Here is a 21,132-nt window from a genome sequence, read left to right on the forward strand (position 1 = left end):
ATGGACGTTTCCGATCTGCTCGACAGCCTGAATGAAAAACAACGCGAAGCCGTGGCGGCGCCACGTGGCAACCTGTTGGTACTGGCCGGCGCGGGCAGCGGTAAAACACGGGTGCTGGTGCACCGCATCGCCTGGCTGCTGTCGGTAGAGAACTGTTCGCCGTATTCGATCATGGCGGTGACGTTCACCAACAAAGCCGCGGCGGAAATGCGCCACCGTATCGAACATCTGATTGGCACCAGTCAGGGTGGCATGTGGATCGGCACCTTCCACGGGCTGGCTCACCGGTTGCTGCGCGCACATCACATGGATGCCAATCTGCCGCAGGATTTCCAGATCCTCGACAGCGACGACCAGTTCCGCCTGCTCAAACGCATCGTCAAGGCGTTGAATATCGACGAGAAACAATGGCCCCCGCGTCAGGCGATGTGGTACATCAACGGCAAAAAAGATGAGGGCCTGCGCCCGCAACACGTCGAGACCTATAATAATCCGGTGGAGGCAACCTGGTTGCGCATCTACCAGGCCTATCAGGAAGCCTGCGATCGCGCCGGGCTGGTAGATTTTGCCGAGCTGTTGCTGCGCGCCCATGAGCTGTGGCTGAACAAACCGCATATCCTCAACCATTACCGCGAACGTTTTACCAATGTACTGGTAGATGAGTTTCAGGATACCAACAGCATTCAATATGCCTGGATCCGCCTGCTGGCCGGCAATAACAGCAACGTGATGATCGTGGGTGACGATGACCAGTCGATTTATGGCTGGCGCGGCGCTCAGGTGGAAAATATTCAACGTTTCCTGAAGGACTTCCCCGGTGCGCAGAGCGTCCTTCTGGAACAAAATTACCGTTCGACCAGCAATATTCTAAAGGCAGCCAACACCCTGATCGCCAACAACGGCGGGCGCATGGGTAAAAACCTGTGGACAGAGGGCGGGGATGGCGAACCTATTTCTATCTACTGTGCGTTCAACGAACTCGACGAGTCGCGCTTTGTCGTCGGCCGCATCAAAACCTGGCAGGAAAATGGCGGCGCACTGAATGACTGCGCCATCCTTTACCGCAGCAACGCCCAGTCGCGCGTACTGGAAGAGGCGCTGCTGCAAACCGCCATGCCTTACCGCATTTACGGCGGGCAACGCTTCTTCGAACGTCAGGAAATCAAGGATGCGCTGGCCTATCTGCGGCTGATAGCCAACCGTAATGACGACGCTGCGTTCGAGCGCGTAGTAAATACCCCGACCCGTGGCATTGGCGACCGGACGTTGGACGAAGTGCGTCGAACGGCGCGCGATCGTCAATTGACCCTGTGGCAGGCCACCCGCGCCCTGCTGCAAGACAAGGTGCTGGCCGGCCGTGCGGCCTCTGCGCTGCAGCGCTTTACCGAACTGGTAGATTCCCTGGCGCATGAAACCGCCGATATGCCCTTGCACGTACAGACCGACCGGGTGATCCGCGATTCGGGGCTGTTCATTATGTATGAGCAGGAAAAGGGCGAGAAAGGCCAGGCGCGTATCGAAAACCTTGAGGAGCTGGTGACGGCAACCCGTCAATACAGCTATCAGGATGAAGATCAGGATCTGATGCCGCTGCAGGCATTTTTGTCGCATGCTGCGCTGGAGGCGGGCGAAGGCCAGGCCGATGCCTATCAGGATGCGGTGCAGTTGATGACCCTGCACTCGGCCAAGGGGCTGGAGTTCCCGCTGGTGTTTATCGTCGGTATGGAAGAGGGGATGTTCCCGAGCCAGATGTCGCTGGATGAAGGCGGGCGGCTGGAAGAAGAACGTCGTCTGGCCTACGTTGGCCTGACGCGTGCCATGCAGAAACTGACGCTGACCTATGCCGAAACGCGTCGTCTGTACGGCAAGGAAGTTTACCATCGGCCTTCGCGTTTTATCGGTGAACTGCCGGAGGAGTGCGTGGAAGAAGTGCGGTTGCGTGCCAGCGTATCGCGACCGGTGAGCCATCGTCGTATGGGCACGCCGATCGGTGAAAACGATACCGGCTACCAGCTGGGGCAGCGAGTGCGTCACCCTAAATTTGGCGAAGGCACCATCGTCAATCTGGAAGGCAGCGGCGAACACAGTCGACTGCAAATTGCGTTCCCAGGGGAAGGCATCAAGTGGCTGGTGGCCGCCTATGCCAGACTGGAAACGGTGTAGCGGGGCAGTAGCCGCCGAACCCAAAGGGGCGAATCTCTTCGCCCCAGCACTCAGGCTTAAAGCGTACGGGTATAGCGATCGCCAACTTGCGCGGTGGCATACCAGCGCATAACAGCTTCGATGCCTTCACCACCTTCCGGAGGAGCCCAGTGCATGCAGTCCTCTTCCGACAGCGCCTGATAAGGCCCCTGTTTTACTTCGAACACCACGCCGCCGGGATCAACCGACAGCACGGCATGCCAGGTAAACGCCGGCATCTCCAGTACTTTGGTTTCTTCACCCAGCAGCGTGCGTTGGGTGACGACACCTTCCTCATTAAACTGCAATACCACAAAGCGGCCGCGCAGCGGTGTTAACAGTTCCCAGGTTTGTGGATGGCGGTGCGGTCGAATATAGGTGCCAGGTTCCATGGCAATCGCCAGTCGCTGCACCGGCTCGCTCAACTCGTCGTGTAACGTACGGTGCGCGCGCAGGCGAGCCACTTTAGCGGCCTGCTCACTCATGGCGGTCAGGTCGTGGGCGGTAATCTGTTTCATCGTTAAAGTCCGCAAGCTTATCGTGGCTTCATATTAGCAATATTCACGGACGCGGTCAGAGATCCCCGCGACTTTTTCGTTACCCTTTATCACGGATTAAACCGATTTTGTCCCATTGGTTATGGCGATGAATTGTTGCGCAATTATCGGGCCTAACCGGTTGACAGACTTTTTCTTCTCGGCGTAACATGCGCGCACTATTATCAATGAGGACATACGCCTTGGACACACCCAGTAGATACTGGCTCACTGACCTGGACAACAACAGGTACAACTTCTAAGGCTATCCCATCGAGCTGATAGCCTTCGTGGTTGTCGGCGACCTCTTAAGTGTCGCTACGAGTCAGATCCTTCATGGTCTGAAACAAGCTGGTGATGCAACACCCCTCTGTTTCTGTGCTTCCACGCGTTGTTTACCCCTGTCACCCTAAGGGAGTTTTAGCAGATGCTGAGCGCGTTTAAATTAGATAAAAGCCGCCTGTCCCGTCTGGAGTTGGATGACTCCGATGATCTCACCACCTCGCTGTGGGTTGATCTGGTTGAGCCGGAAGAAGGCGAGCGTGAACGCGTGCAAAACGAGCTGGGCCAAAGCCTGGCGACACGTCCGGAGCTGGATGATATCGAAGCTTCCGCGCGTTTCTTCGAAGACGAAGACGGCCTGCATATTCACTCCTTCTTCTACTTTGAAGATGCGGAAGACCATGCCGGTAACTCCACCGTAGCTTTCACCATCCGTGATGGGCGTCTGTATACCCTGCGTGAGCGTGAGCTGCCGGCGTTTCGCCTGTACCGCATGCGCGCACGTAACCTGACGATGGTGGACGGCAACGCTTACGAGCTGTTGCTGGATCTGTTCGAAACCAAGATTGAGCAGTTGGCGGACGAAATTGAAAACGTCTACAGCGATTTGGAAAAGCTCAGCCGGGTAATCATGGAAGGCCATCAGGGCGATGAATACGACGAAGCACTGTCGACGCTGGCCGAACTGGAAGATATCGGCTGGAAAGTGCGACTGTGTTTGATGGATACCCAGCGTGCGCTGAATTTCCTGGTGCGTAAGGCGCGTTTGCCGACCGGTCAGTTGGAGCAGGCGCGTGAAGTGCTGCGCGACATCGAATCTTTGCTGCCACACAACGAATCGTTGTTCCAGAAGGTGAACTTCCTGATGCAAGCGGCGATGGGCTTTATCAATATCGAACAGAACCGCATCATCAAGATCTTCTCGGTGGTGTCGGTGGTGTTCCTGCCACCGACGCTGGTGGCCTCAAGCTACGGGATGAACTTCGAGTTTATGCCGGAGCTGAAGTGGTCGTTCGGCTATCCGGGCGCCATCAGCCTGATGATCCTGGCGGGGCTGGCCCCGTATCTGTACTTCAAACGCAAGAACTGGCTGTAAGCTGACGGGCGAACCTGTTCGCCCGATATTTCTGCTGTCGACCAACGCTTAGCCTGCTAAATAGGGGTAGAATGCCCCTTTGGCTTATCTGTCCGTAAGGCATGCGTTTTGATGGAGAGGTTTCCCCGCTTGATCCAATGGTCGATCCTGCTGCTGGCTTCGCTGGTGCTGGGGTTTGGCCTGCAAAGATTCCATATTCCCGCTGCACTGTTGCTGGGGCCGATGATTGTCGGCGTGGCCATGGGGCTGCTGGGCGCCACGGTTCGCATTCCAGGTTACCTGTTCATCGCCGCACAGGCGGTGCTGGGCTGCATGATCGCGCAAAGTCTCTCTCCTGCTATTCTCACACCGTTACTGGATGACTGGCCGTTGGTGCTGCTGGTGTTGATCGCTACGCTGCTGGCCAGCGGAGTTTCAGGCTGGTGTCTGGTGCGTTATAGCAGTCTGCCGGGGCCAACCGGTGCCTGGGGTTCATCGCCCGGTGGGGCGTCGGCGATGGTGGCGATGGCCGGGGATTTCGGTGCCGACGTGCGGCTGGTGGCGTTTATGCAATACCTGCGGGTGCTGTTTGTCGCAACCGCGGCGGCGATGGTGGCGCGCATTGGGTTGGGTGATGAAGCGGGGCATGGCGGCGCGATGCTGGAGTGGTTCCCTTCACTGGATTGGCGTTTCCCGGCGACGCTGGGCATTGCCGTGGTCGGCGCCTGGCTTGGCCCCCGGTTGCGTATTCCCTCCGGCGCGTTGTTGCTGCCGATGATCATCGGCGCGACGCTGCATTCCAGCGGTACCATGGCGTTACAGGTGCCGGAATGGCTGTTGGCCCTGGCTTATACCCTGATTGGCTGGAGCGTCGGGCTGCGCTTCACCCGGCCGATTTTTTTGTTGGCGCTGCGTACCTTGCCGCAGATGGTGGTGTCGATCGTCGCGCTGATGCTGTTTTGCGGTCTGCTGGCATGGATGCTGACGCGCTTCCTGCCGGTGGATTTGATGACCGCCTATCTGGCGACCAGCCCGGGCGGCCTGGATACCGTGGCGATCATCGCCGCCGGCAGTCGGGTAGACATGTCTTTCGTGATGGCGATGCAGACGCTGCGCTTGTTCACCATCTTGCTGACTGGCCCGGCGATGGCACGATTCATTTCTAACCGCGCCACCCCGGCTTCAACTTAGCGCTGCTTCAACGCAGTTTGCGCTGGGTATAGAGCGCGTCGAGGATAAACAACAGCAGTGCGGCCCAGATAAAGCCAAAGGTCACCAGCTTGTCCTGGCCGACAGTTTCGCCATAGAAGGTGACGGCCAGCAGGAACATCAGCGTGGGGCCGAGATACTGGAAGAAGCCGAGTGTCGACAGGCGCAGGCGGGTGGCTGCGGCGGTAAAGAACAGCAGCGGTACGGTAGTGACGATGCCGGCTGCCACCAGCAGCAGGTTCAGCGACCAAGGGTTGGCGCTCAGGTGACTGGTTGGGCTGTCGGCGAACAGGAAAAGATACGCCGCCGCGACCGGCAGCAGCCACAGGGTTTCAATCAGCATGCCGGTTTGCGCGTCGATGGCGATCTTCTTGCGCAGCAGACCGTAGAACGCAAAGCTAAATGCCAACCCCAGCCCGATAATCGGTAGCGAACCGAATTGCCACAGCTGAATCAACACGCCGGCAAATGCCAGTACCACCGCTATCCACTGCATGCGGCGGAAACGTTCACCCAGGAACAGCATCCCCAGCAGCACGTTCACCAGCGGGTTAATGAAATACCCCAGGCTGGCTTCCAGCATATGGTGGTTATTCACCGCCCAGATAAACAGCAGCCAGTTGCCGCCGATCAACACCGCGGTCACCGCCAACAAGAACAGCCGTTTGCGATTGTGGCAGGCGGCGCGCACCTGCGACCAGTTACGCCCGAGCGTGATCAGCGCCAGCATAAAGAAGAATGACCAAATAACCCTGTGGGTGAGGATCTCATCCGCAGGTACCTGTTGGATCAGTTTGAAATAGGCTGGAGCTATGCCCCAAATAAAATAGGCGGCCAGAGCAAAGAAGATGCCCTGCCGCGTTTGCTGTGCGTCCATGACGTTACTCAGATGGGAAAAACGGAGATGCGGTGAGTGTACTGAAGAGCCTCACCGCATACAATCACCCGACCAGATAGGTCGCGGTAGCGCTGGCGATGTGCAGGCCATCGTGGTTATGCAGTTCAACACGGGCGACCGCAACTTTGTTGCCGCTGCGCAATACGCTGGCCGCCGCGATAAAGTGCTCGCCACGGCCCGGGCGCAGATAATCAACGCGCAAATCTATGGTGCCCATGCGCGAAAGACGGCTAGCGACTTCTTCTTCGATCAGTGGATCCAGGCGCATCAGCACGCTACCGGCGCAGGCTAACCCGGCGGCGACGTCGAGCACCGAGGCGATCACCCCACCGTGCAGGATCTTCTGGGCCGCATTGCCAACCAGCTTGGGCTGATTGGTGAAACTCAGCTCCACGTAGTCGTCGTCAAAGCGGCGCAGCTCGAGACCCAGCTCGCGGTTAAACGGCATGTGATAAACAAAGATTTCGCCAATTTTTTGGCGTGCGGCTTCTAGTGTGAGTGGTGTGGTAGACATAAATACCCATTCTTGTTCTGTGTCGTAGGGAAGTAAACTGGTCAGTCCAGGTTAACCGTTTGTTGATATTATGCCTATATTTTGTTGCTTTCCAGACTAATCCAATAAATACACGCCGCGCTGCTGTAAAATCTCCTTTGTGTGTAAAATGGCCTGTTTTTATTTCAGAGTTTGTCATTTTTTGTTGGGGTGAGGAACGTTATGCGCATTTTGTCAGGGATCGTTTTGGCCACGCTGGCCGCGCCGCTGCTGGTACAGGCGGAAGAAGCCAAAGAGCAGCAAATTCATGATAAACCGGCGGTACGCGGCAGCATTATTGCCAACATGCTGCAGGATCACGACAACCCATTTACGCTGTATCCGTATGAAACCAACTATGTGTTGTATACCGATACCAGCAATATCAATAAAGAAGCCATCCAGTCCTATAACTGGTCCGATAACGCCCGCAAGGACGAGGTGAAGTTCCAGCTTAGTCTGGCATTCCCACTGTGGCGCGGCATTGCCGGCGACAACTCGGTGCTGGGTGCATCTTATACTCAGCGCTCCTGGTGGCAGCTTTCCAACCACGGTGAATCATCACCGTTTCGCGAAACCAACTACGAGCCGCAGGTGTTCCTCGGCTGGGCGACCGATTACCGCTTCGCCGGCTGGACATTGCGCGATGTGGAAGTGGGCCTCAATCACCAGTCCAACGGCCGTTCTGATCCCACCTCACGCAGTTGGAACCGCGGTTACGCGCGCTTTATGGCGCAAAACGGCAACTGGCAGGTGGACCTGAAGCCCTGGTTCCGTTTCTCGGAAAGCAGCAGCAGCGACGATAACCCGGATATCACCAAATACATGGGCTACTACCGCCTGAAAGTCGGTTATGCCTGGGGTGACAGCATCTTCAGCGTCGACAGCCACTATAACTGGAACAGCGGCTACGGCGGCGCGGAAATGGGTTGGAGCTACCCGATCAGCAAGCACGTGCGTTTCTACACGCAAGTCTTCAGCGGTTACGGCGAATCCTTGATTGATTACAACTTCCGGCAGACACGGGTTGGCGTTGGTGTCATGCTTAACGATATTATGTAATCCGGCCGTCATACAGGCGTCGCTACGCAGCAAAAAATGGGGAAGTGTGTGTCAACCGCAGCAGTGATAAACAAAGAGTTGCTGGCAGAGCAGGTATTACGCGATACCTTCGGCTATCAGCAATTCCGACCGGGTCAACAAACGATTATCAACACGGCGATCGGCGGGCAGGATTGCCTGGTTGTTATGCCGACCGGCGGCGGTAAATCGTTGTGCTATCAAATCCCGGCGCTGGTGATGGATGGCCTGACGTTAGTAGTTTCTCCGTTGATTTCGCTGATGAAAGATCAGGTCGATCAGCTGTTGGCCTATGGCGTCTCAGCCGCCTGCTATAACTCGACGCAAACGCGTGAGCAGCAGCTCGAAGTGATGGCGGGGTGCCGCAGCGGCCAAATCAAAATGCTGTACATCGCTCCCGAGCGGCTGATGATGGACAGCTTTCTCGATCTGCTCGACCACTGTCCGCCGGCGTTGCTGGCAGTAGACGAAGCACACTGTATCTCGCAGTGGGGCCACGACTTCCGCCCAGAATACCGTGCCTTGGGGCAGTTGAAGCAACGCTTCCCCGCGATGCCGGTAATTGCCCTGACGGCGACAGCCGATGAATCTACCCGTGGCGACATCGTGCGCCTGCTGGCGCTGCAGGACCCTCTGGTACAGGTCAGCAGCTTTGACCGGCCGAACATCCGCTATACGCTGGTGGAGAAGTTTAAACCTCTCGATCAACTGTGGCGTTTTGTACAGGACCAACGCGGCAAAAGTGGCATTATTTACTGCAACAGCCGGGCCAAGGTGGAAGACACCACCGCGCGCTTGCAAAGCCGTGGGCTGAGCGTGGGTGCCTATCACGCCGGGCTGGATAACGATCGCCGCGCCCAGGTGCAGGAAGCGTTCCAGCGTGACGATTTACAGGTGGTGGTGGCCACCGTCGCCTTTGGCATGGGCATCAATAAACCGAACGTGCGCTTTGTGGTGCACTTTGATATTCCGCGCAATATCGAATCTTATTATCAGGAAACCGGCCGCGCCGGGCGCGATGGCCTACCCGCCGAAGCTATCTTGTTGTATGACCCGGCCGATATGGCCTGGCTGCGCCGCTGCCTGGAAGAAAAGCCTGCCGGACAACAGTTGGACATCGAGCGCCACAAGCTGAACGCCATGGGCGCATTTGCCGAAGCGCAAACCTGCCGCCGGCTGGTGCTGCTTAACTATTTTGGCGAGGGCAAACATCAGAACTGCGGCAACTGCGATATCTGCCTGGATCCGCCCAAGCGCTACGACGGGCTGGAAGATGCGCGCAAAGCACTGTCTTGTGTCTATCGCGTCGGGCAGCGTTTCGGTTTGGGCTACATTGTCGAGGTGTTACGCGGTTCCAATAATCAGCGTATCCGCGAATACGGCCATGAAAAACTGCCGGTGTACGGCATTGGCCGCGACCAAACCACCGAACACTGGACCAGCGTGCTGCGTCAGTTGATCCACCTGGGGTTTATTACTCAGAACATTGCCATGCATTCGGCATTGCAGCTGACCGAGGCCGCACGCCCGGTGTTGCGCGGCGAGCTGGAGCTGCAACTGGCGGTGCCACGCATTCAAAGCCTGAAATCGCGTGGCAGTGCCAACCAGAAATCCTACGGCGGCAACTACGATCGCAAACTGTTTGCCAAACTGCGCAAGCTGCGTAAATCGATTGCCGATGAAGAAAATATTCCGCCTTACGTGGTGTTTAACGATGCTACGCTGCTGGAAATGGCGGAACAGATGCCAATCAAGGCCGGCGATCTGTTGAGCGTTAACGGCGTTGGCCAGCGTAAGCTGGAGCGTTTTGGCGCCCCGTTTATGGCGATGATCCGCGATCATCTCGATAATGACGAAGACTAAGGGCAGTAAATCATGCTGATGTTATTTCTGACCGTGGCGCTGGTGCACCTGATTGCGCTGATGAGCCCGGGGCCGGACTTCTTTTTTGTTTCGCAAACCGCCGCCAGCCGTTCACGCCGTGAGGCGATGATGGGGGTGGTGGGCATCTCGCTGGGCATCGTTGTCTGGGCGGGCGTGGCGCTGATGGGCCTGCACCTGATCCTGCAAAAAATGGCCTGGCTGCATCAGGTTATTATGGTGGGCGGGGGGATTTACCTGTGCTGGATGGGCTGGCAGCTGCTGCGCTCCGCACGCTCTCAGAATGCGCAATCAACGCCAGCGCCGGAAGTGAAAGTGGCCTTGCCTAAGCCGGGACGCAGCTTTATTCGCGGTTTTCTGACCAACCTGTCAAATCCAAAGGCCGTTATCTATTTCGGCAGCGTGTTCTCACTGTTTGTCGGTGACGACGTGGGCGCCGGTGCGCGCTGGGGGCTGTTCCTGTTGATCATCGCCGAGACTTTTGTCTGGTTCAGCCTAGTGGCTGTGGTGTTTGCGCTACCGGCAATGCGCCGGGGCTATCAACGCCTGGCGAAATGGATCGACGGACTGGCGGGGGTATTGTTCACCGGTTTCGGCTTGCACCTGATCTTTACCCGTTAATTTTGGGGCAGTGAACCAGAGGGCCGAACAGCGATGTTCGGCCCTTTTGCATCAGGCTTTTCGGGCCGTGGCCAGCAGCCCTGCGACCAGGATGAACAGCGAGCCAAAGATGCGGTTCAGCAGTTGCATTTGGCGTGGGGTCTTCAGCCAACCGGCAATACGGGTCGCCAAAGTGGCGTAGCCAATCATCACGATGATATCGACCACCACCGTAGTGACGCCGAGTACCAAGTACTGCTCGGCTTGGGGCTGATTGGGCAAAACAAACTGTGGAAACAGCGCCGCCAGAAAAACGATGCTTTTCGGGTTGGTCAGATTCACCAGCACGGCGCGGCGGAACAGACGGCGGCGCGGCATGGTGCCCGCCAGCGTATGCAAGTCCAGCGAACCGGCGGCGCGCCACTGCTGAATACCGAGCCACACCAGATAAGCGGCACCCAGCCATTTCAGCAATTCAAAAGCCATCAGCGACTGCGAGATCAGCGCCCCCAGGCCAATGCCCACCAGCAGGATATGCAGGCTCAGCCCGACCTGCAGCCCGGCGATCGAGGCTGCTGCCCCACGATAACCGTGGCTGATGCCGGTGCTCATGGTGTTGATCGCTCCAGAGCCGGGTGACAGGCTGAGGATAAGGGTTGTCAGCAGGTAGGTTAGCCACCAGTCCAAAGTCATTGCAGTGCTCCCTGAAAGCGCCAATTTGTGCCAAAATGATTCGGTTTTTGTAGGAATTGAATCACAATACGCTAGTATTATTTCTTGTGCCAGCGGTCACATTTTTACCGCTGGCGGCTCAGGGAAAAGCATTTGATGACGTCGTTTACTCTCAGCACCGATGACTGGTTAACGCGTGAAACGCAGTTTGCTGCTTTCGCCACCGGCCCGCTGCTGGACTTTTGGCGGCTGCGTGAGGAGGGCGAGTTCATCGGCGTTGGCGGCGTACCCATCCGCTTCGTACGATTCTGTTCTGCGCGTCATCAGCGGGTGGTGGTGGTAAGCCCCGGCCGCATCGAAAGTTACGTTAAATATCCTGAGGTTGCCTACGATCTGTTCCAGTGTGGCTATGATGTGATGATTTTAGATCACCGTGGGCAAGGCCGTTCCGGCCGTTTGCTGGCGGATACGCACCGTGGTCATGTGATAAACTTCAGCGATTACGTCGACGATTTCACCCAGTTTTATCAGCAGGAAGTGAAGCCACGCGGTTACCGGCAACGCTTTGCGCTGGCGCACTCAATGGGGGGCGCGATCCTGGCGCAATTCCTGGCTCGTCAGCCGCAGGCCTTTGACGCCGCCGCGTTTTGTGCGCCAATGTTCGGCATTTATTTACCGATGCCGGGTTGGATGGCCAATCGCATTCTTGACTGGGCGGAGAAGCACCCGAAGGTGCGTGAGTACTATGCGATAGGCACCGGCCAGTGGCGCCCACTGCCGTACGTGGTCAACGTGTTGACCCACAGCCGTGAACGTTATCGGCGCTGCTTGCGCTATTACGCCGACTATCCTGAGTTGCAGGTGGGGGGGCCCACTTACCATTGGGTGCGAGAAAGTCTCCAGGCCGGTCGGGATATCATCGCTCAGGCGGCTAACATCACTACGCCGCTATTGTTATTGCAGGCCGGGGAGGATCGGGTGGTCGACAACCGCTCTCACCAGGCTTTTTGTCAGGCATTGTCAGAAGCGGGGCACCCTTGTGAAGGGGAAAAACCGCAGGTTATCGAAGGCGCACGGCATGAGATCCTGTTTGAGCGGGACGCGATGCGCGCCGAAGCACTGAACGCAATCCTGCGTTTCTTTGCTCAACACTTAGGTGGTACCCCTACCGCCGACCACTCCATCAGAGGTTAGAACATACCGCTATGTATCACGTCGTCGCTTCCGATTTAGATGGCACGCTGCTGTCACCTGACCACACCTTGTCCCCGTACGCCAAAGAGACCTTGAAGCTGCTGACCCAGCGTGGGGTACATTTCGTCTTCGCTACCGGGCGTCACCATATCGACGTTGCGCAGATCCGCGATAACCTCGACATCAGCGCCTTTATGATCACGTCCAACGGCGCTCGCGTGCACAACACCGACGGTGAGCTGATTTTCAGCCATAACCTGGCCGAAGACATTGCCCGCGACCTTTACGGCATGCTGCATAACGATGCCGATATCACCACCAACGTCTACCGCAACGACGACTGGTACATCAACCGCGAAAGCCCTGAACAGAAAGAGTTTTTCCAGGAATCCGTTTTCCAGTATCAGTTGTTCGAACCGGGCCTGTTGGAAACCGACGGTGTGTGCAAGGTGTACTTCACCTGCGACGATCACGAAAAGCTGCTGCCGCTGGAAGATGCCATCAATGCACGCTGGGGCGATCGGGTTAACGTCAGCTTCTCGTTCCCAACCTGTCTGGAAGTGATGGCGGGTGGCGTGTCAAAAGGGCATGCGCTGGAAGAAGTGGCCAAGATCATCGGTTATACGTTGAAAGAGTGCATCGCCTTCGGCGACGGCATGAACGATCTGGAAATGCTGTCGATGGCCGGTAAAGGCTGCATCATGCGCGACGCGCATCAGCGTTTGAAAGATAAACTGCCTGAGCTGGAAGTCATTGGCTCAAACGTCGACGACGCGGTGCCACATTACCTGCGGAAAATGTTCCTGGGTTGATATGAACAGGGCGCCTTGCGGCGCCCTGATTGGTATTACTTGTGCTGGCCCTGCTTTTGCAGGAATTGCACGCCCTTGTCAGGGAAGTCGGTGAACACGCCGTCCACGCCCGCCTGGTTGTAAATCACGTCATACAGCTGATTCACGTCGGTCACGTAGTCTGGCAGCGCATCGGCGCGGATGGTGAATGGGTGCACCGCCAACTTGTTGGCATGCGCTTCTTTCACCATGTCGGTCAGCACCACCTTGCCCGGCTTGGATTTTTCCGCCACCACCAACATGTGGTAGTCCGGTCCGATGCCGTCGGCATACTGGGCGATTTGCTTCATCGCGCCCGGTTTGAACATCCAGTCATAGTCGTATTCCACCCATTTGCCGTCGGCTTTCTGCTCGTAGGTTTCCTGCCACTTGTTATAGGCGATCAATTGGATCAGCTTCAGATCCATGCCCATTTTCGGTTCCAGCTCGGTTTTAATCCGCTTCAGCTCGTTGGCATCGAAGCATTGCAGATAAACGTTATCGCCCTTGCCGGTGTAGCCGTACTGTTTCAGAACCGCCAGCACCTTGCTGGAAATGTCTTTCCCTTCCTGCTTATGGAACCACGGCGCTTTGATTTCCGGGTAAATACCGATGTTTTTGCCGGTTGAATGATTCAAACCCTGCACAAATTCGATCTCTTCCTGGAAGGTATGGACGCGGAAGTCGGATTTACCCATCGGGAAACGACCCGGGTAACCCTGTACCTTCTTGCCATTTTCGATCTCAAAACCTTCGGTGAACTTCAGCGACTTGATTTCAGGCAGCGTAAAGTCGATGGCGTAATAACGGCCGTCTTTGCGCGCGCGGTCCGGGAAACGCTCTGCTACGTCGGTGACGCGATCGAGGTAGTGGTCATGCAACACCACCAGCTCGTTGTCCTTGGTCATCACCAGATCTTGTTCGAGGAAATCCGCGCCCTGCGCGTAGGCCATGGCCTTCGCCGGCAGCGTGTGTTCCGGCAGATAACCGCTGGCGCCACGGTGGGCGATCACCACCTTGTCGGCGGCTTGTGCGGCGCTGACCATTGAGGTGGCCAGGATAATCCCTGCCAGCAGGGCTTTGACTTGAGTCCGCATATTGTTGTTCTCCATGTTGTAGGTGCAGGGGTATTAAAAAGGCCGCAAGGCGGCCTTTAAATAATGCGAAAGTTGTATGACGCTTAACCGCGTTTGTTGGCAGCGATTTCCGCGTGGTGTTTTTTCTCGCTCATCATGGTCAGCAACAGCAGCACTACCGCGCCGATGCTACCGCCAATCATCACCATAAAGCCGCCGTCCCAACCGAAGTAGTCAACGGTGTAGCCGACGATGGCGCTGGCTGCAACAGAGCCGCCCAGGTAACCGAACAGACCGGTGAAGCCTGCGGCGGTGCCGGCGGCTTTCTTCGGTGCCAGTTCCAGTGCGTGCAGGCCGATCAGCATGACCGGGCCGTAAATCAGGAAGCCGATGGTGATCATACAGGCCATATCGATGCCAGGATTACCGACCGGGTTCAGCCAGTAAACGACGGTGGCAATGGTCACCAGCGTCATGAAGAACACGCCGGTGGCACCACGGTTACCCTTGAACACCTTGTCCGACATCCAGCCGCACAGCAGGGTGCCCGGAATACCGGCATACTCGTACAGGAAGTAAGCCCATGAAGACTTGTCCAGCGCGAAGTGTTTCACTTCTTTCAGGTAGGTCGGTGACCAGTCCAGAATGCCGTAACGCAGCAGATAAACGAACACGTTGGCTACGGCGATGTACCACAGCAGTTTGTTCGGCAGGATGTACTGCATGAAGATCTGCTTGGCCGTCAGCTCTTCTTCCGCTTTGTCGGTGTAGTCGTCCGGATAATCGTTTTTGTATTCTTCAATCGGCGGCAGGCCGCAGGATTGCGGGGTGTCGCGCATCAGGGCAAAGGCGATCAGGGCTACCAGAATGGCACCGAAGGCCGGCATGTACAGCGCCGCGTGCCAGTCGTTGAACCAGGCCATACCCAGCAAGAACAGCAGCGGTGGCAGGCCGCCACCCACGTTATGGGCGCAGTTCCAGACCGAAACGATACCGCCACGCTCTTTCTGCGACCACCAGTGCACCATGGTACGGCCACAAGGCGGCCAGCCCATGCCCTGGAACCAACCGCACAGGAACAGCAGCACGAACATGACCGCGATGCTCGATGTCGCCCATGGAACGAAGCCCATGAAAAGCATGACCGCAGCAGCCAAAATCAGGCCTGCGGGCAGGAACACGCGAGGGTTGGAGCGGTCAGAAACCGACCCCATGATAAATTTGGAGAAACCGTAGGCGATGGAAATACCGGACAGCGCGAAACCGAGGTCACCGCGGCTGAAGCCCTGGTCAATCAGGTAAGGCATGGCCAGGGTGAAGTTCTTGCGCACCAGGTAGTAGGCGGCATAACCGAAGAAAATCCCCATAAATATTTGCCAGCGCAATTTACGGTACAGCGGGTCGACTTTGTCGACCGGCACACGTGAAATGTGTGCTGCCGGCTTAAAAATACTCAACATGAGCGCCTCCGATGGCTTTATCTAGTTATCACATCAATATGATCTTTTACGTTCATTTGATGATTGAGCGGATATCGAATGTGGTGTTTTTTTGTTCCATAACGAGCGTCATCCTAGTCAAAACCGCCTGGTGTCGCTGTGATGAATGGCGCAAATGTTACACTTTTATGAAACACCGGCGGATTTTGAGCGATTCGTTAACGTTATGAAATAGAAAAACGCCTAAAAATCGTGATTGTGATCACATTCGTGGTTTTTTGTGGACATTTTACTTTCGTTTTAAGTTCGTTATTGTTCCTTATCAAACAAAGACCCCAATGACTGTGGCCCAATAGGGCAATAACCACGGATCCAGAGGGAGCGTCATGAGCAGCCATTCAGCAGAAAACGAAACGGATGTGATCATCATTGGCGGCGGCGCGACCGGCGCGGGCATTGCTCGTGACTGCGCACGCCGCGGACTGCGTTGCATACTGCTGGAGCGTCATGATATCGCCACCGGCGCGACCGGGCGCAACCACGGTCTGCTGCACAGCGGTGCGCGTTATGCGGTAACCGACGGCGAATCGGCGCGCGAATGCATAGAAGAGAACCGTATCCTCAAACGCATTGCGCATCACTGTATCGAGCGAACCGACGGGCTGTTTATCACCCTGCCGCAGGATTCACTGGCTTACCAACAGCAGTTTATTGTCTCCTGCCACAGCGCCGGTATCAACGCTGAAGCTATTGATCCGCAGTTGGCGTTGCGGCTGGAGCCGGCGGCTAATCCGGCGCTCATCGGTGCCGTGCGCGTGCCGGACGGCACTGTCGATCCTTTCCGTTTGACCGCCGCCAATATGCTCGATGCCCGTGAGCACGGCGCGCAGATCCTCACTTATCACCAGGTGGTCGGTTTATTACGCACGGGCGATCGCGTTACCGGAGTGCGGGTTTTCGACCATCAATCGTCGCGCCGTTACGATATTCACGCCGAAGTGGTGGTCAACGCCGCCGGTATCTGGGGTCAGCAGATTGCAGAATATGCCGATCTGCGAATTCGCATGTTCCCGGCCAAGGGCGCTTTGCTGATCCTGGGTCATCGCATCAACAACATGGTGATCAACCGCTGCCGCAAGCCGGCGGACGCCGACATTCTGGTGCCGGGCGACACCATCTCGCTGATTGGTACCACCTCCACCCACATTGATTATGACCAGATCGACAACATGCTGGTGACCCCGCAGGAAGTGGACATTTTAATCCGCGAGGGCGCGCTGCTGGCACCTGAATTGGCGCAAACCCGAATTCTGCGTGCTTATGCCGGCGTTCGGCCTCTGGTAGCCAGTGACGACGACCCTAGCGGTCGCAACGTCAGCCGTGGCATCGTGCTGCTCGATCATGCCAGCCGCGACGGTCTGGAAGGCTTTATCACCATCACCGGCGGCAAGCTGATGACCTACCGGCTGATGGCGCAGTGGGCGACCGATAAAGTGTGCGAAAAGCTTCGGGTAGACAGCCCCTGCACTACCGCACAGGAGGCGTTGCCGGGTTCTCGTCAGTCGGCGGAAGAAACGGTGCGTAGCGTGGTGTCTTTGCCTGCCAGTATTCGTGGCTCGGCGGTTTATCGCCACGGCGACCGTGCAAACCGCGTACCGGCGGGGGATCGGTTGGACAATAGCCTGGTGTGCGAATGCGAAGCGGTGACCGCCGGCGAGGTGCGTTATGCGGTTAACTCTCTCACCGTCAATAACCTGGTCGATTTGCGTCGCCGTACCCGCGTTGGCATGGGCACCTGCCAGGGGGAGCTTTGCGCCTGCCGTGCCGCGGGGCTGCTGACACGCTTTAACGTCACCACCCCGCAGCAGTCGATCGACCAGCTATCGCATTTCCTCAACGAGCGTTGGAAAGGCGTCCGGCCTATCGCCTGGGGCGATGCGCTGCGCGAAAGTGAATTTACCAGTTGGGTTTACCAAGGATTGTGCGGGCTCGATGCCCGGGGGGAACAGGAGGCCGATGATGCGATTTGACGTAGTGGTGATTGGCGGTGGCCTGGCGGGTATGGCCTGCGCCATCCGCCTGGCGGAACAGGGCAAGCGCTGTGCGGTGGTCAGTTCTGGCCAGAGTGCACTCTATTTTTCATCCGGCTCGCTTGATCTGCTGGCGCAACTGCCCGACGGCACCCCGGTGACAGAGCCATTGGCGGCGCTGTCCGCACTGGCAACACAGGCACCCCGGCATCCCTATGCGTTGATCGGTGCCGAGCGGGTGGCGGCGCTGTCGGGTGAAGCCGCTTCACTATTGCAGCGCTGTGGGCTTGCTCTGCAGGGTGACAGCGAACGCAATCATCTGCGCATCACACCGCTGGGCACGCGCCGGGCCACCTGGCTCAGCCCGCAGGCTATCCCCGTTACGCCGTTAGGCGGTGAACTGCCGTGGCGGCACATTGCGGTGATCGGCATTGAAGGATTTTTGGATTTTCAGCCACAGTTGGCCGCCAGTTCCCTGACGCAGGCCCTGGACGTTCGGGCTGAGGTGGCGGATATGCACTTGCCGGCGCTGGACCGGCTGCGCAATAACCCCAGTGAGTTCCGAGCGGTAAATATCGCCAGGGTACTGGATCTGCCGGAAAACCTGACGCCAATGGCGGACGAGCTTCGGCGGTTGGCTGCGGACGCCGAGGCGATATTCTTGCCGGCCTGTCTGGGGCTGGAGGATGACGCGCCATTGGCGGCGCTGCAGGCGGCGGTCGGCAAACCGATTCGCCTGCTGCCGACGCTGCCGCCTTCAGTGCTCGGGATGCGGTTGCACCAGGCACTGCGTTCGCGATTACAGCAATTGGGCGGCGTTTTTATGCCGGGGGACAGCGTGCTGCGGGCGGATATTGAAGCCGGGCGAGTCACCGGTGTTTATACCCGTAACCACACCGACATTCCGTTGGTGGCGCAGCAGGTGGTGCTGGCCAGCGGCAGTTTTTTCAGTAATGGGCTGGTGGCGGACTTCGACGGCATACGTGAACCGGTATTTGGACTGGATGTCGACAGTAAGGCGGAGCGTGCAGACTGGAGTTGTCGCGAGCTGTTTGCTCCGCAACCCTATTTGCAGTTTGGGGTACGCACCGATAACCAGCTGCGTGCCCTAAGGCAGGGAGAGCCTTTGAGTAACCTGTATGCCATAGGGGCGGTAACCGGCGGCTACGATCCGCTGCAGCAGGGCTGCGGTGCAGGTGTTTCGTTGGTGGGAGCATTGCATGTCGCGCAACAGATTGCGGCACAGGAGGAGCAACCATGAGCCTGCACAAAGACAACAGTTTTGAGAACTGCATCAAGTGCACCGTCTGCACAACCTATTGCCCGGTGGCCAAGGTCAATCCGCTTTATCCCGGGCCCAAGCAGGCGGGGCCGGACGGCGAACGCCTACGGTTAAAAGCTCCGGCGCTGTACGACGAAGCGCTGAAGTATTGCACCAACTGCAAACGCTGTGAGGTGGCCTGCCCGTCCGACGTCAAAATTGGCGATATCATTCAGCGGGCGCGTGCCGACTTTGCCCAGAGCAAGCCGACGCTGCGCGACGCCATCCTCAGTCATACCGATATCATGGGCTCACTGTCGACGCCGTTTGCGCCGATCGTCAACGCTGCCACCGGGTTAAAGCCGGTGCGCGTTCTGCTGGACAAGGCGTTGAAAATTGATCACCGTCGCGAACTGCCCAAATACTCGTTCGGCACCTTCCGCCGCTGGTACCGCCAGCAAGCGCAGGCCCAACAGCGTTACGCCGAGCAGGTGGCTTTTTTCCACGGCTGCTTCGTCAATTACAACCATCCACAGCTGGGTAAGGATCTGATCAAAGTCTTCAATGCGATGGATATCGGCGTGCAGCTGCTTAAGCGCGAAAAATGCTGCGGTGTGCCGCTGATTGCCAACGGCTTTATCGCCCAGGCCAAGAAACAGGCCAAGGTGAATGCCGAATCGCTGCATGAGGCGGTGTTGGAGCGCGGCATCCCTGTTGTGGCCACATCATCGAGCTGTACTTTTACGCTGCGTGACGAATACCCGCATTTGCTGGAGGTGGATACCTCGGCGGTGCGTGAACGGGTGGAGCTGGCGACGCGCTATCTGTACCGCCTGCTCAATCAGGGGCGCAGCCTGCCGCTGAAGCGCACGCCGTTGCGGGTGGCCTACCATACGCCGTGTCACATGGAGAAAATGGGCTGGACGGCCTATACGCTGGAATTATTGCGGCAGATACCGGGGCTGGAGCTGGTGGTATTGGATTCGCAGTGTTGCGGCATTGCCGGCACCTACGGATTTAAATCCGAGAACTATGCGACTTCGCAAGGGATTGGCGCATCGCTGTTTAGCCAGATTGAGGAGAGTGGGGTCGATTTGGTGGTGACGGACTGCGAAACCTGTAAATGGCAAATCGAGATGTCGACCAGCAAGCGCTGCGAACACCCGATTACCCTGTTGGCACAGGCCCTGGCGTAGGGCGCAGCAGTGTGAACTGCGCCCTATAGGCTGAGTCAGTAAAAGTTTACTTGTTCAGTTTCAGCGTTTTGATGATGCCTTCGGCTTCACTTTGCGCCTGCTGCTGGTTATCCGCCGGCAGCGTCACCTGAATGGTCAGCATGTTGTTATCCAGCGTGCCAATCAGGATGGAGGAGTAGGCCTTCTCGCCGCCGCTGGTAATGATGCTGTCCAACTGACGCAGCGGCACGCCGTTTACGTCGATGGCTTTGTTGGTGACCACCTGCAGGTTCGCATCACGCGCGCGCTGGGTATCTTCCAGACGCTTGCTCAGGGTTTCCAGACTGTCGGCGGTTTTGTCGCCGAGGATCACGATCACTGCGCGTTGGCCGGTGCTGTCGGCGTAAACGTGCATGTTGTTCGCCTGATTACCCAGCTTGCCGCTTTGGTCCGCCATACCGACCGGCAGGGTGAACGCCAGCTTACCCTCCAGCAAGCTTACCTGTTGCCCGGCCGGTGCGCTGGCTGCGGCATCGCCCGCCGGCGCTTTGGTGTCTTTGGTTTCGCCGTCGCAGGCCGCGAGGCCAAGCACTAACAGGCTGATACCCATCAATTTTGCTACTTTACGCATTGGGCTTCCTTCTTCCTTTCAGGTAGGGTTTCACTGCCGTATCGCAACCTATTCCAGGGTGAAATGCAAGGCAGATGTTGTCACAAGGTTTTCTCAAGTAATAGCCGATAATCAGCCACTTCGCCTTTCTTTTCCAGTTGAACAATCTGATAGTGATTGTTGATAAGCATCATCAGCATCGCACGGAACTGATTACGGGTTTTCACCCTCAACTGGTGATAACCCTGCGCCCGTGCCCAGTTTTCCTGCTCGGCCAATAGCGCCATTGCCACACCATGACGGCGATAAGCCGGCAATACGGCACCCAACCAGCTGTAAAACACCCTGTCTTGTTGCTGATAACCGAGCTTGAAACCGGTAGCCTGGCCGTCGACTTCGGCGATCAGTGCGGCCATCGGGAGTGAGCCGATGCGCTGTTGCAGATCGTTGAGGTTGTGCAGATTGCCGAATTCGGGGATTTGCTGATACAGACGATGAATTTCTTCGAGGGTGGCGTGGCGGGTGGTGACGGTCATGGCGGCCTCCGGATGGGTAGGCCGCCAATGATAAC

Annotated in this window: 19 protein-coding genes; 11 read left to right on the forward strand and 8 right to left on the reverse strand. The window is 57.3% G+C overall.

What is annotated here, in order from left to right:
- On the forward strand, window positions 1-2,163 hold the full coding sequence (uvrD, locus tag H0S68_RS00835) for a DNA helicase II (protein WP_410529097.1): 2,163 nt from the start codon (window positions 1-3) through the stop codon (window positions 2,161-2,163).
- A 56-nt stretch (window positions 2,164-2,219) separates the two neighbouring features.
- On the opposite strand, the gene H0S68_RS00840 is transcribed toward uvrD, so the two are convergent.
- A complete protein-coding gene (locus tag H0S68_RS00840; RefSeq protein ID WP_020824774.1) occupies window positions 2,220-2,699 on the reverse strand; it encodes a WbuC family cupin fold metalloprotein in 480 nt (159 codons plus the stop codon).
- Between the two features lie 445 nt (window positions 2,700-3,144).
- On the opposite strand from H0S68_RS00840, the gene corA reads away from it, so the two are divergent.
- Window positions 3,145-4,095 (forward strand): magnesium/cobalt transporter CorA, encoded by a 951-nt coding sequence (gene corA / locus H0S68_RS00845; RefSeq protein ID WP_020824775.1) that lies wholly within the window; start codon window positions 3,145-3,147, stop codon window positions 4,093-4,095.
- A gap of 111 nt (window positions 4,096-4,206) precedes the next feature.
- Complete coding sequence (locus H0S68_RS00850) at window positions 4,207-5,265, forward strand: AbrB family transcriptional regulator (RefSeq protein ID WP_046374739.1); 1,059 nt, start codon at window positions 4,207-4,209, stop codon at window positions 5,263-5,265.
- Window positions 5,266-5,272: 7 nt separating this feature from the next.
- Here H0S68_RS00850 and rarD read toward each other — a convergent pair whose 3' ends face one another.
- Together rarD and H0S68_RS00860 are read right to left on the reverse strand one after the other, a co-directional pair.
- Window positions 5,273-6,160: an EamA family transporter RarD gene (gene rarD / locus H0S68_RS00855; protein WP_020824777.1), complete on the reverse strand. Its 888-nt coding sequence runs from the start codon at window positions 6,158-6,160 to the stop codon at window positions 5,273-5,275.
- A gap of 64 nt (window positions 6,161-6,224) precedes the next feature.
- Window positions 6,225-6,695, reverse strand: coding sequence for a thioesterase family protein (locus tag H0S68_RS00860; RefSeq protein WP_020824778.1), 471 nt, complete (start codon window positions 6,693-6,695; stop codon window positions 6,225-6,227).
- 201 nt (window positions 6,696-6,896) lie between these two features.
- On the opposite strand from H0S68_RS00860, the gene pldA reads away from it, so the two are divergent.
- Genes pldA through rhtC form a run of 3 tightly spaced genes read left to right on the forward strand, consistent with a single transcriptional unit; the run spans window position 6,897 to window position 10,295 of the window.
- Window positions 6,897-7,775, forward strand: a complete 879-nt coding sequence (pldA, locus tag H0S68_RS00865; RefSeq protein WP_020824779.1) for a phospholipase A — start codon at window positions 6,897-6,899, stop codon at window positions 7,773-7,775.
- A 48-nt stretch (window positions 7,776-7,823) separates the two neighbouring features.
- On the forward strand, window positions 7,824-9,656 hold the full coding sequence (gene recQ / locus H0S68_RS00870) for an ATP-dependent DNA helicase RecQ (RefSeq protein ID WP_020824780.1): 1,833 nt from the start codon (window positions 7,824-7,826) through the stop codon (window positions 9,654-9,656).
- 12 nt (window positions 9,657-9,668) lie between these two features.
- On the forward strand, window positions 9,669-10,295 hold the full coding sequence (gene rhtC, locus H0S68_RS00875; protein WP_020824781.1) for a threonine export protein RhtC: 627 nt from the start codon (window positions 9,669-9,671) through the stop codon (window positions 10,293-10,295).
- A 51-nt stretch (window positions 10,296-10,346) separates the two neighbouring features.
- On the opposite strand, the gene rhtB is transcribed toward rhtC, so the two are convergent.
- Window positions 10,347-10,967 (reverse strand): homoserine/homoserine lactone efflux protein, encoded by a 621-nt coding sequence (rhtB, locus tag H0S68_RS00880; protein WP_129941176.1) that lies wholly within the window; start codon window positions 10,965-10,967, stop codon window positions 10,347-10,349.
- 135 nt (window positions 10,968-11,102) lie between these two features.
- Between rhtB and pldB the strand changes: the two genes are divergently transcribed.
- Both pldB and yigL read left to right on the forward strand, forming a co-directional pair.
- Window positions 11,103-12,140, forward strand: a complete 1,038-nt coding sequence (pldB, locus tag H0S68_RS00885) for a lysophospholipase L2 (protein WP_046374738.1) — start codon at window positions 11,103-11,105, stop codon at window positions 12,138-12,140.
- A gap of 11 nt (window positions 12,141-12,151) precedes the next feature.
- Window positions 12,152-12,952, forward strand: coding sequence for a sugar/pyridoxal phosphate phosphatase YigL (yigL, locus tag H0S68_RS00890; protein WP_128864836.1), 801 nt, complete (start codon window positions 12,152-12,154; stop codon window positions 12,950-12,952).
- A 35-nt stretch (window positions 12,953-12,987) separates the two neighbouring features.
- Here the strand turns inward: yigL and glpQ are convergent, their stop codons facing one another.
- Together glpQ and glpT are read right to left on the reverse strand one after the other, a co-directional pair.
- A complete protein-coding gene (gene glpQ, locus H0S68_RS00895; protein ID WP_020824785.1) occupies window positions 12,988-14,067 on the reverse strand; it encodes a glycerophosphodiester phosphodiesterase in 1,080 nt (359 codons plus the stop codon).
- Between the two features lie 83 nt (window positions 14,068-14,150).
- Window positions 14,151-15,506, reverse strand: a complete 1,356-nt coding sequence (gene glpT / locus H0S68_RS00900; protein ID WP_020824786.1) for a glycerol-3-phosphate transporter — start codon at window positions 15,504-15,506, stop codon at window positions 14,151-14,153.
- Between the two features lie 365 nt (window positions 15,507-15,871).
- On the opposite strand from glpT, the gene glpA reads away from it, so the two are divergent.
- The 3 genes from glpA to glpC are packed head-to-tail and all read left to right on the forward strand — an operon-like array spanning window position 15,872 to window position 19,972.
- On the forward strand, window positions 15,872-17,515 hold the full coding sequence (gene glpA / locus H0S68_RS00905) for an anaerobic glycerol-3-phosphate dehydrogenase subunit A (protein ID WP_020824787.1): 1,644 nt from the start codon (window positions 15,872-15,874) through the stop codon (window positions 17,513-17,515).
- Window positions 17,505-18,776 carry a glycerol-3-phosphate dehydrogenase subunit GlpB gene (gene glpB, locus H0S68_RS00910; protein WP_128864863.1) on the forward strand — a complete coding sequence of 424 codons (1,272 nt, stop codon included), beginning with the start codon at window positions 17,505-17,507 and terminating at the stop codon, window positions 18,774-18,776. Before glpA ends, glpB begins: the two co-directional genes overlap by 11 nt.
- The gene (glpC, locus tag H0S68_RS00915) at window positions 18,773-19,972 is read left to right on the forward strand and encodes an anaerobic glycerol-3-phosphate dehydrogenase subunit GlpC (protein WP_410529098.1); all 1,200 of its coding nucleotides are present in this window, start codon (window positions 18,773-18,775) and stop codon (window positions 19,970-19,972) included. The genes glpB and glpC overlap by 4 nt, the downstream gene beginning before the upstream one ends.
- 46 nt (window positions 19,973-20,018) lie before the next feature.
- Here glpC and H0S68_RS00920 read toward each other — a convergent pair whose 3' ends face one another.
- Window positions 20,019-20,582 carry a DcrB family lipoprotein gene (locus tag H0S68_RS00920; protein ID WP_048762234.1) on the reverse strand — a complete coding sequence of 188 codons (564 nt, stop codon included), beginning with the start codon at window positions 20,580-20,582 and terminating at the stop codon, window positions 20,019-20,021.
- An 80-nt stretch (window positions 20,583-20,662) separates the two neighbouring features.
- Window positions 20,663-21,097 (reverse strand): GNAT family N-acetyltransferase, encoded by a 435-nt coding sequence (locus tag H0S68_RS00925; protein ID WP_259220060.1) that lies wholly within the window; start codon window positions 21,095-21,097, stop codon window positions 20,663-20,665.
- Between the last annotated feature and the right edge of the window lie 35 nt (window positions 21,098-21,132).

The organism is Serratia sp. AXJ-M, assembly GCF_046531865.1.
Lineage (GTDB): Bacteria > Pseudomonadota > Gammaproteobacteria > Enterobacterales > Enterobacteriaceae > Serratia > Serratia liquefaciens.

Coding starts and splice junctions, on each gene's coding strand:
- corA (WP_020824775.1), top strand. CDS start 3,145: ATGCTGAGCGCGTTTAAATTAGATAAAAGCCGCCTGTCCCGTCTGGAG.
- H0S68_RS00925 (WP_259220060.1), bottom strand. CDS start 21,097: ATGACCGTCACCACCCGCCACGCCACCCTCGAAGAAATTCATCGTCTG.
- H0S68_RS00860 (WP_020824778.1), bottom strand. CDS start 6,695: ATGTCTACCACACCACTCACACTAGAAGCCGCACGCCAAAAAATTGGC.
- glpQ (WP_020824785.1), bottom strand. CDS start 14,067: ATGCGGACTCAAGTCAAAGCCCTGCTGGCAGGGATTATCCTGGCCACC.
- rhtC (WP_020824781.1), top strand. CDS start 9,669: ATGCTGATGTTATTTCTGACCGTGGCGCTGGTGCACCTGATTGCGCTG.
- rarD (WP_020824777.1), bottom strand. CDS start 6,160: ATGGACGCACAGCAAACGCGGCAGGGCATCTTCTTTGCTCTGGCCGCC.
- pldA (WP_020824779.1), top strand. CDS start 6,897: ATGCGCATTTTGTCAGGGATCGTTTTGGCCACGCTGGCCGCGCCGCTG.
- glpT (WP_020824786.1), bottom strand. CDS start 15,506: ATGTTGAGTATTTTTAAGCCGGCAGCACACATTTCACGTGTGCCGGTC.
- H0S68_RS00920 (WP_048762234.1), bottom strand. CDS start 20,582: ATGCGTAAAGTAGCAAAATTGATGGGTATCAGCCTGTTAGTGCTTGGC.
- H0S68_RS00850 (WP_046374739.1), top strand. CDS start 4,207: ATGGAGAGGTTTCCCCGCTTGATCCAATGGTCGATCCTGCTGCTGGCT.
- H0S68_RS00840 (WP_020824774.1), bottom strand. CDS start 2,699: ATGAAACAGATTACCGCCCACGACCTGACCGCCATGAGTGAGCAGGCC.
- rhtB (WP_129941176.1), bottom strand. CDS start 10,967: ATGACTTTGGACTGGTGGCTAACCTACCTGCTGACAACCCTTATCCTC.
- pldB (WP_046374738.1), top strand. CDS start 11,103: ATGACGTCGTTTACTCTCAGCACCGATGACTGGTTAACGCGTGAAACG.
- uvrD (WP_410529097.1), top strand. CDS start 1: ATGGACGTTTCCGATCTGCTCGACAGCCTGAATGAAAAACAACGCGAA.
- glpC (WP_410529098.1), top strand. CDS start 18,773: ATGAGCCTGCACAAAGACAACAGTTTTGAGAACTGCATCAAGTGCACC.
- glpA (WP_020824787.1), top strand. CDS start 15,872: ATGAGCAGCCATTCAGCAGAAAACGAAACGGATGTGATCATCATTGGC.
- glpB (WP_128864863.1), top strand. CDS start 17,505: ATGCGATTTGACGTAGTGGTGATTGGCGGTGGCCTGGCGGGTATGGCC.
- yigL (WP_128864836.1), top strand. CDS start 12,152: ATGTATCACGTCGTCGCTTCCGATTTAGATGGCACGCTGCTGTCACCT.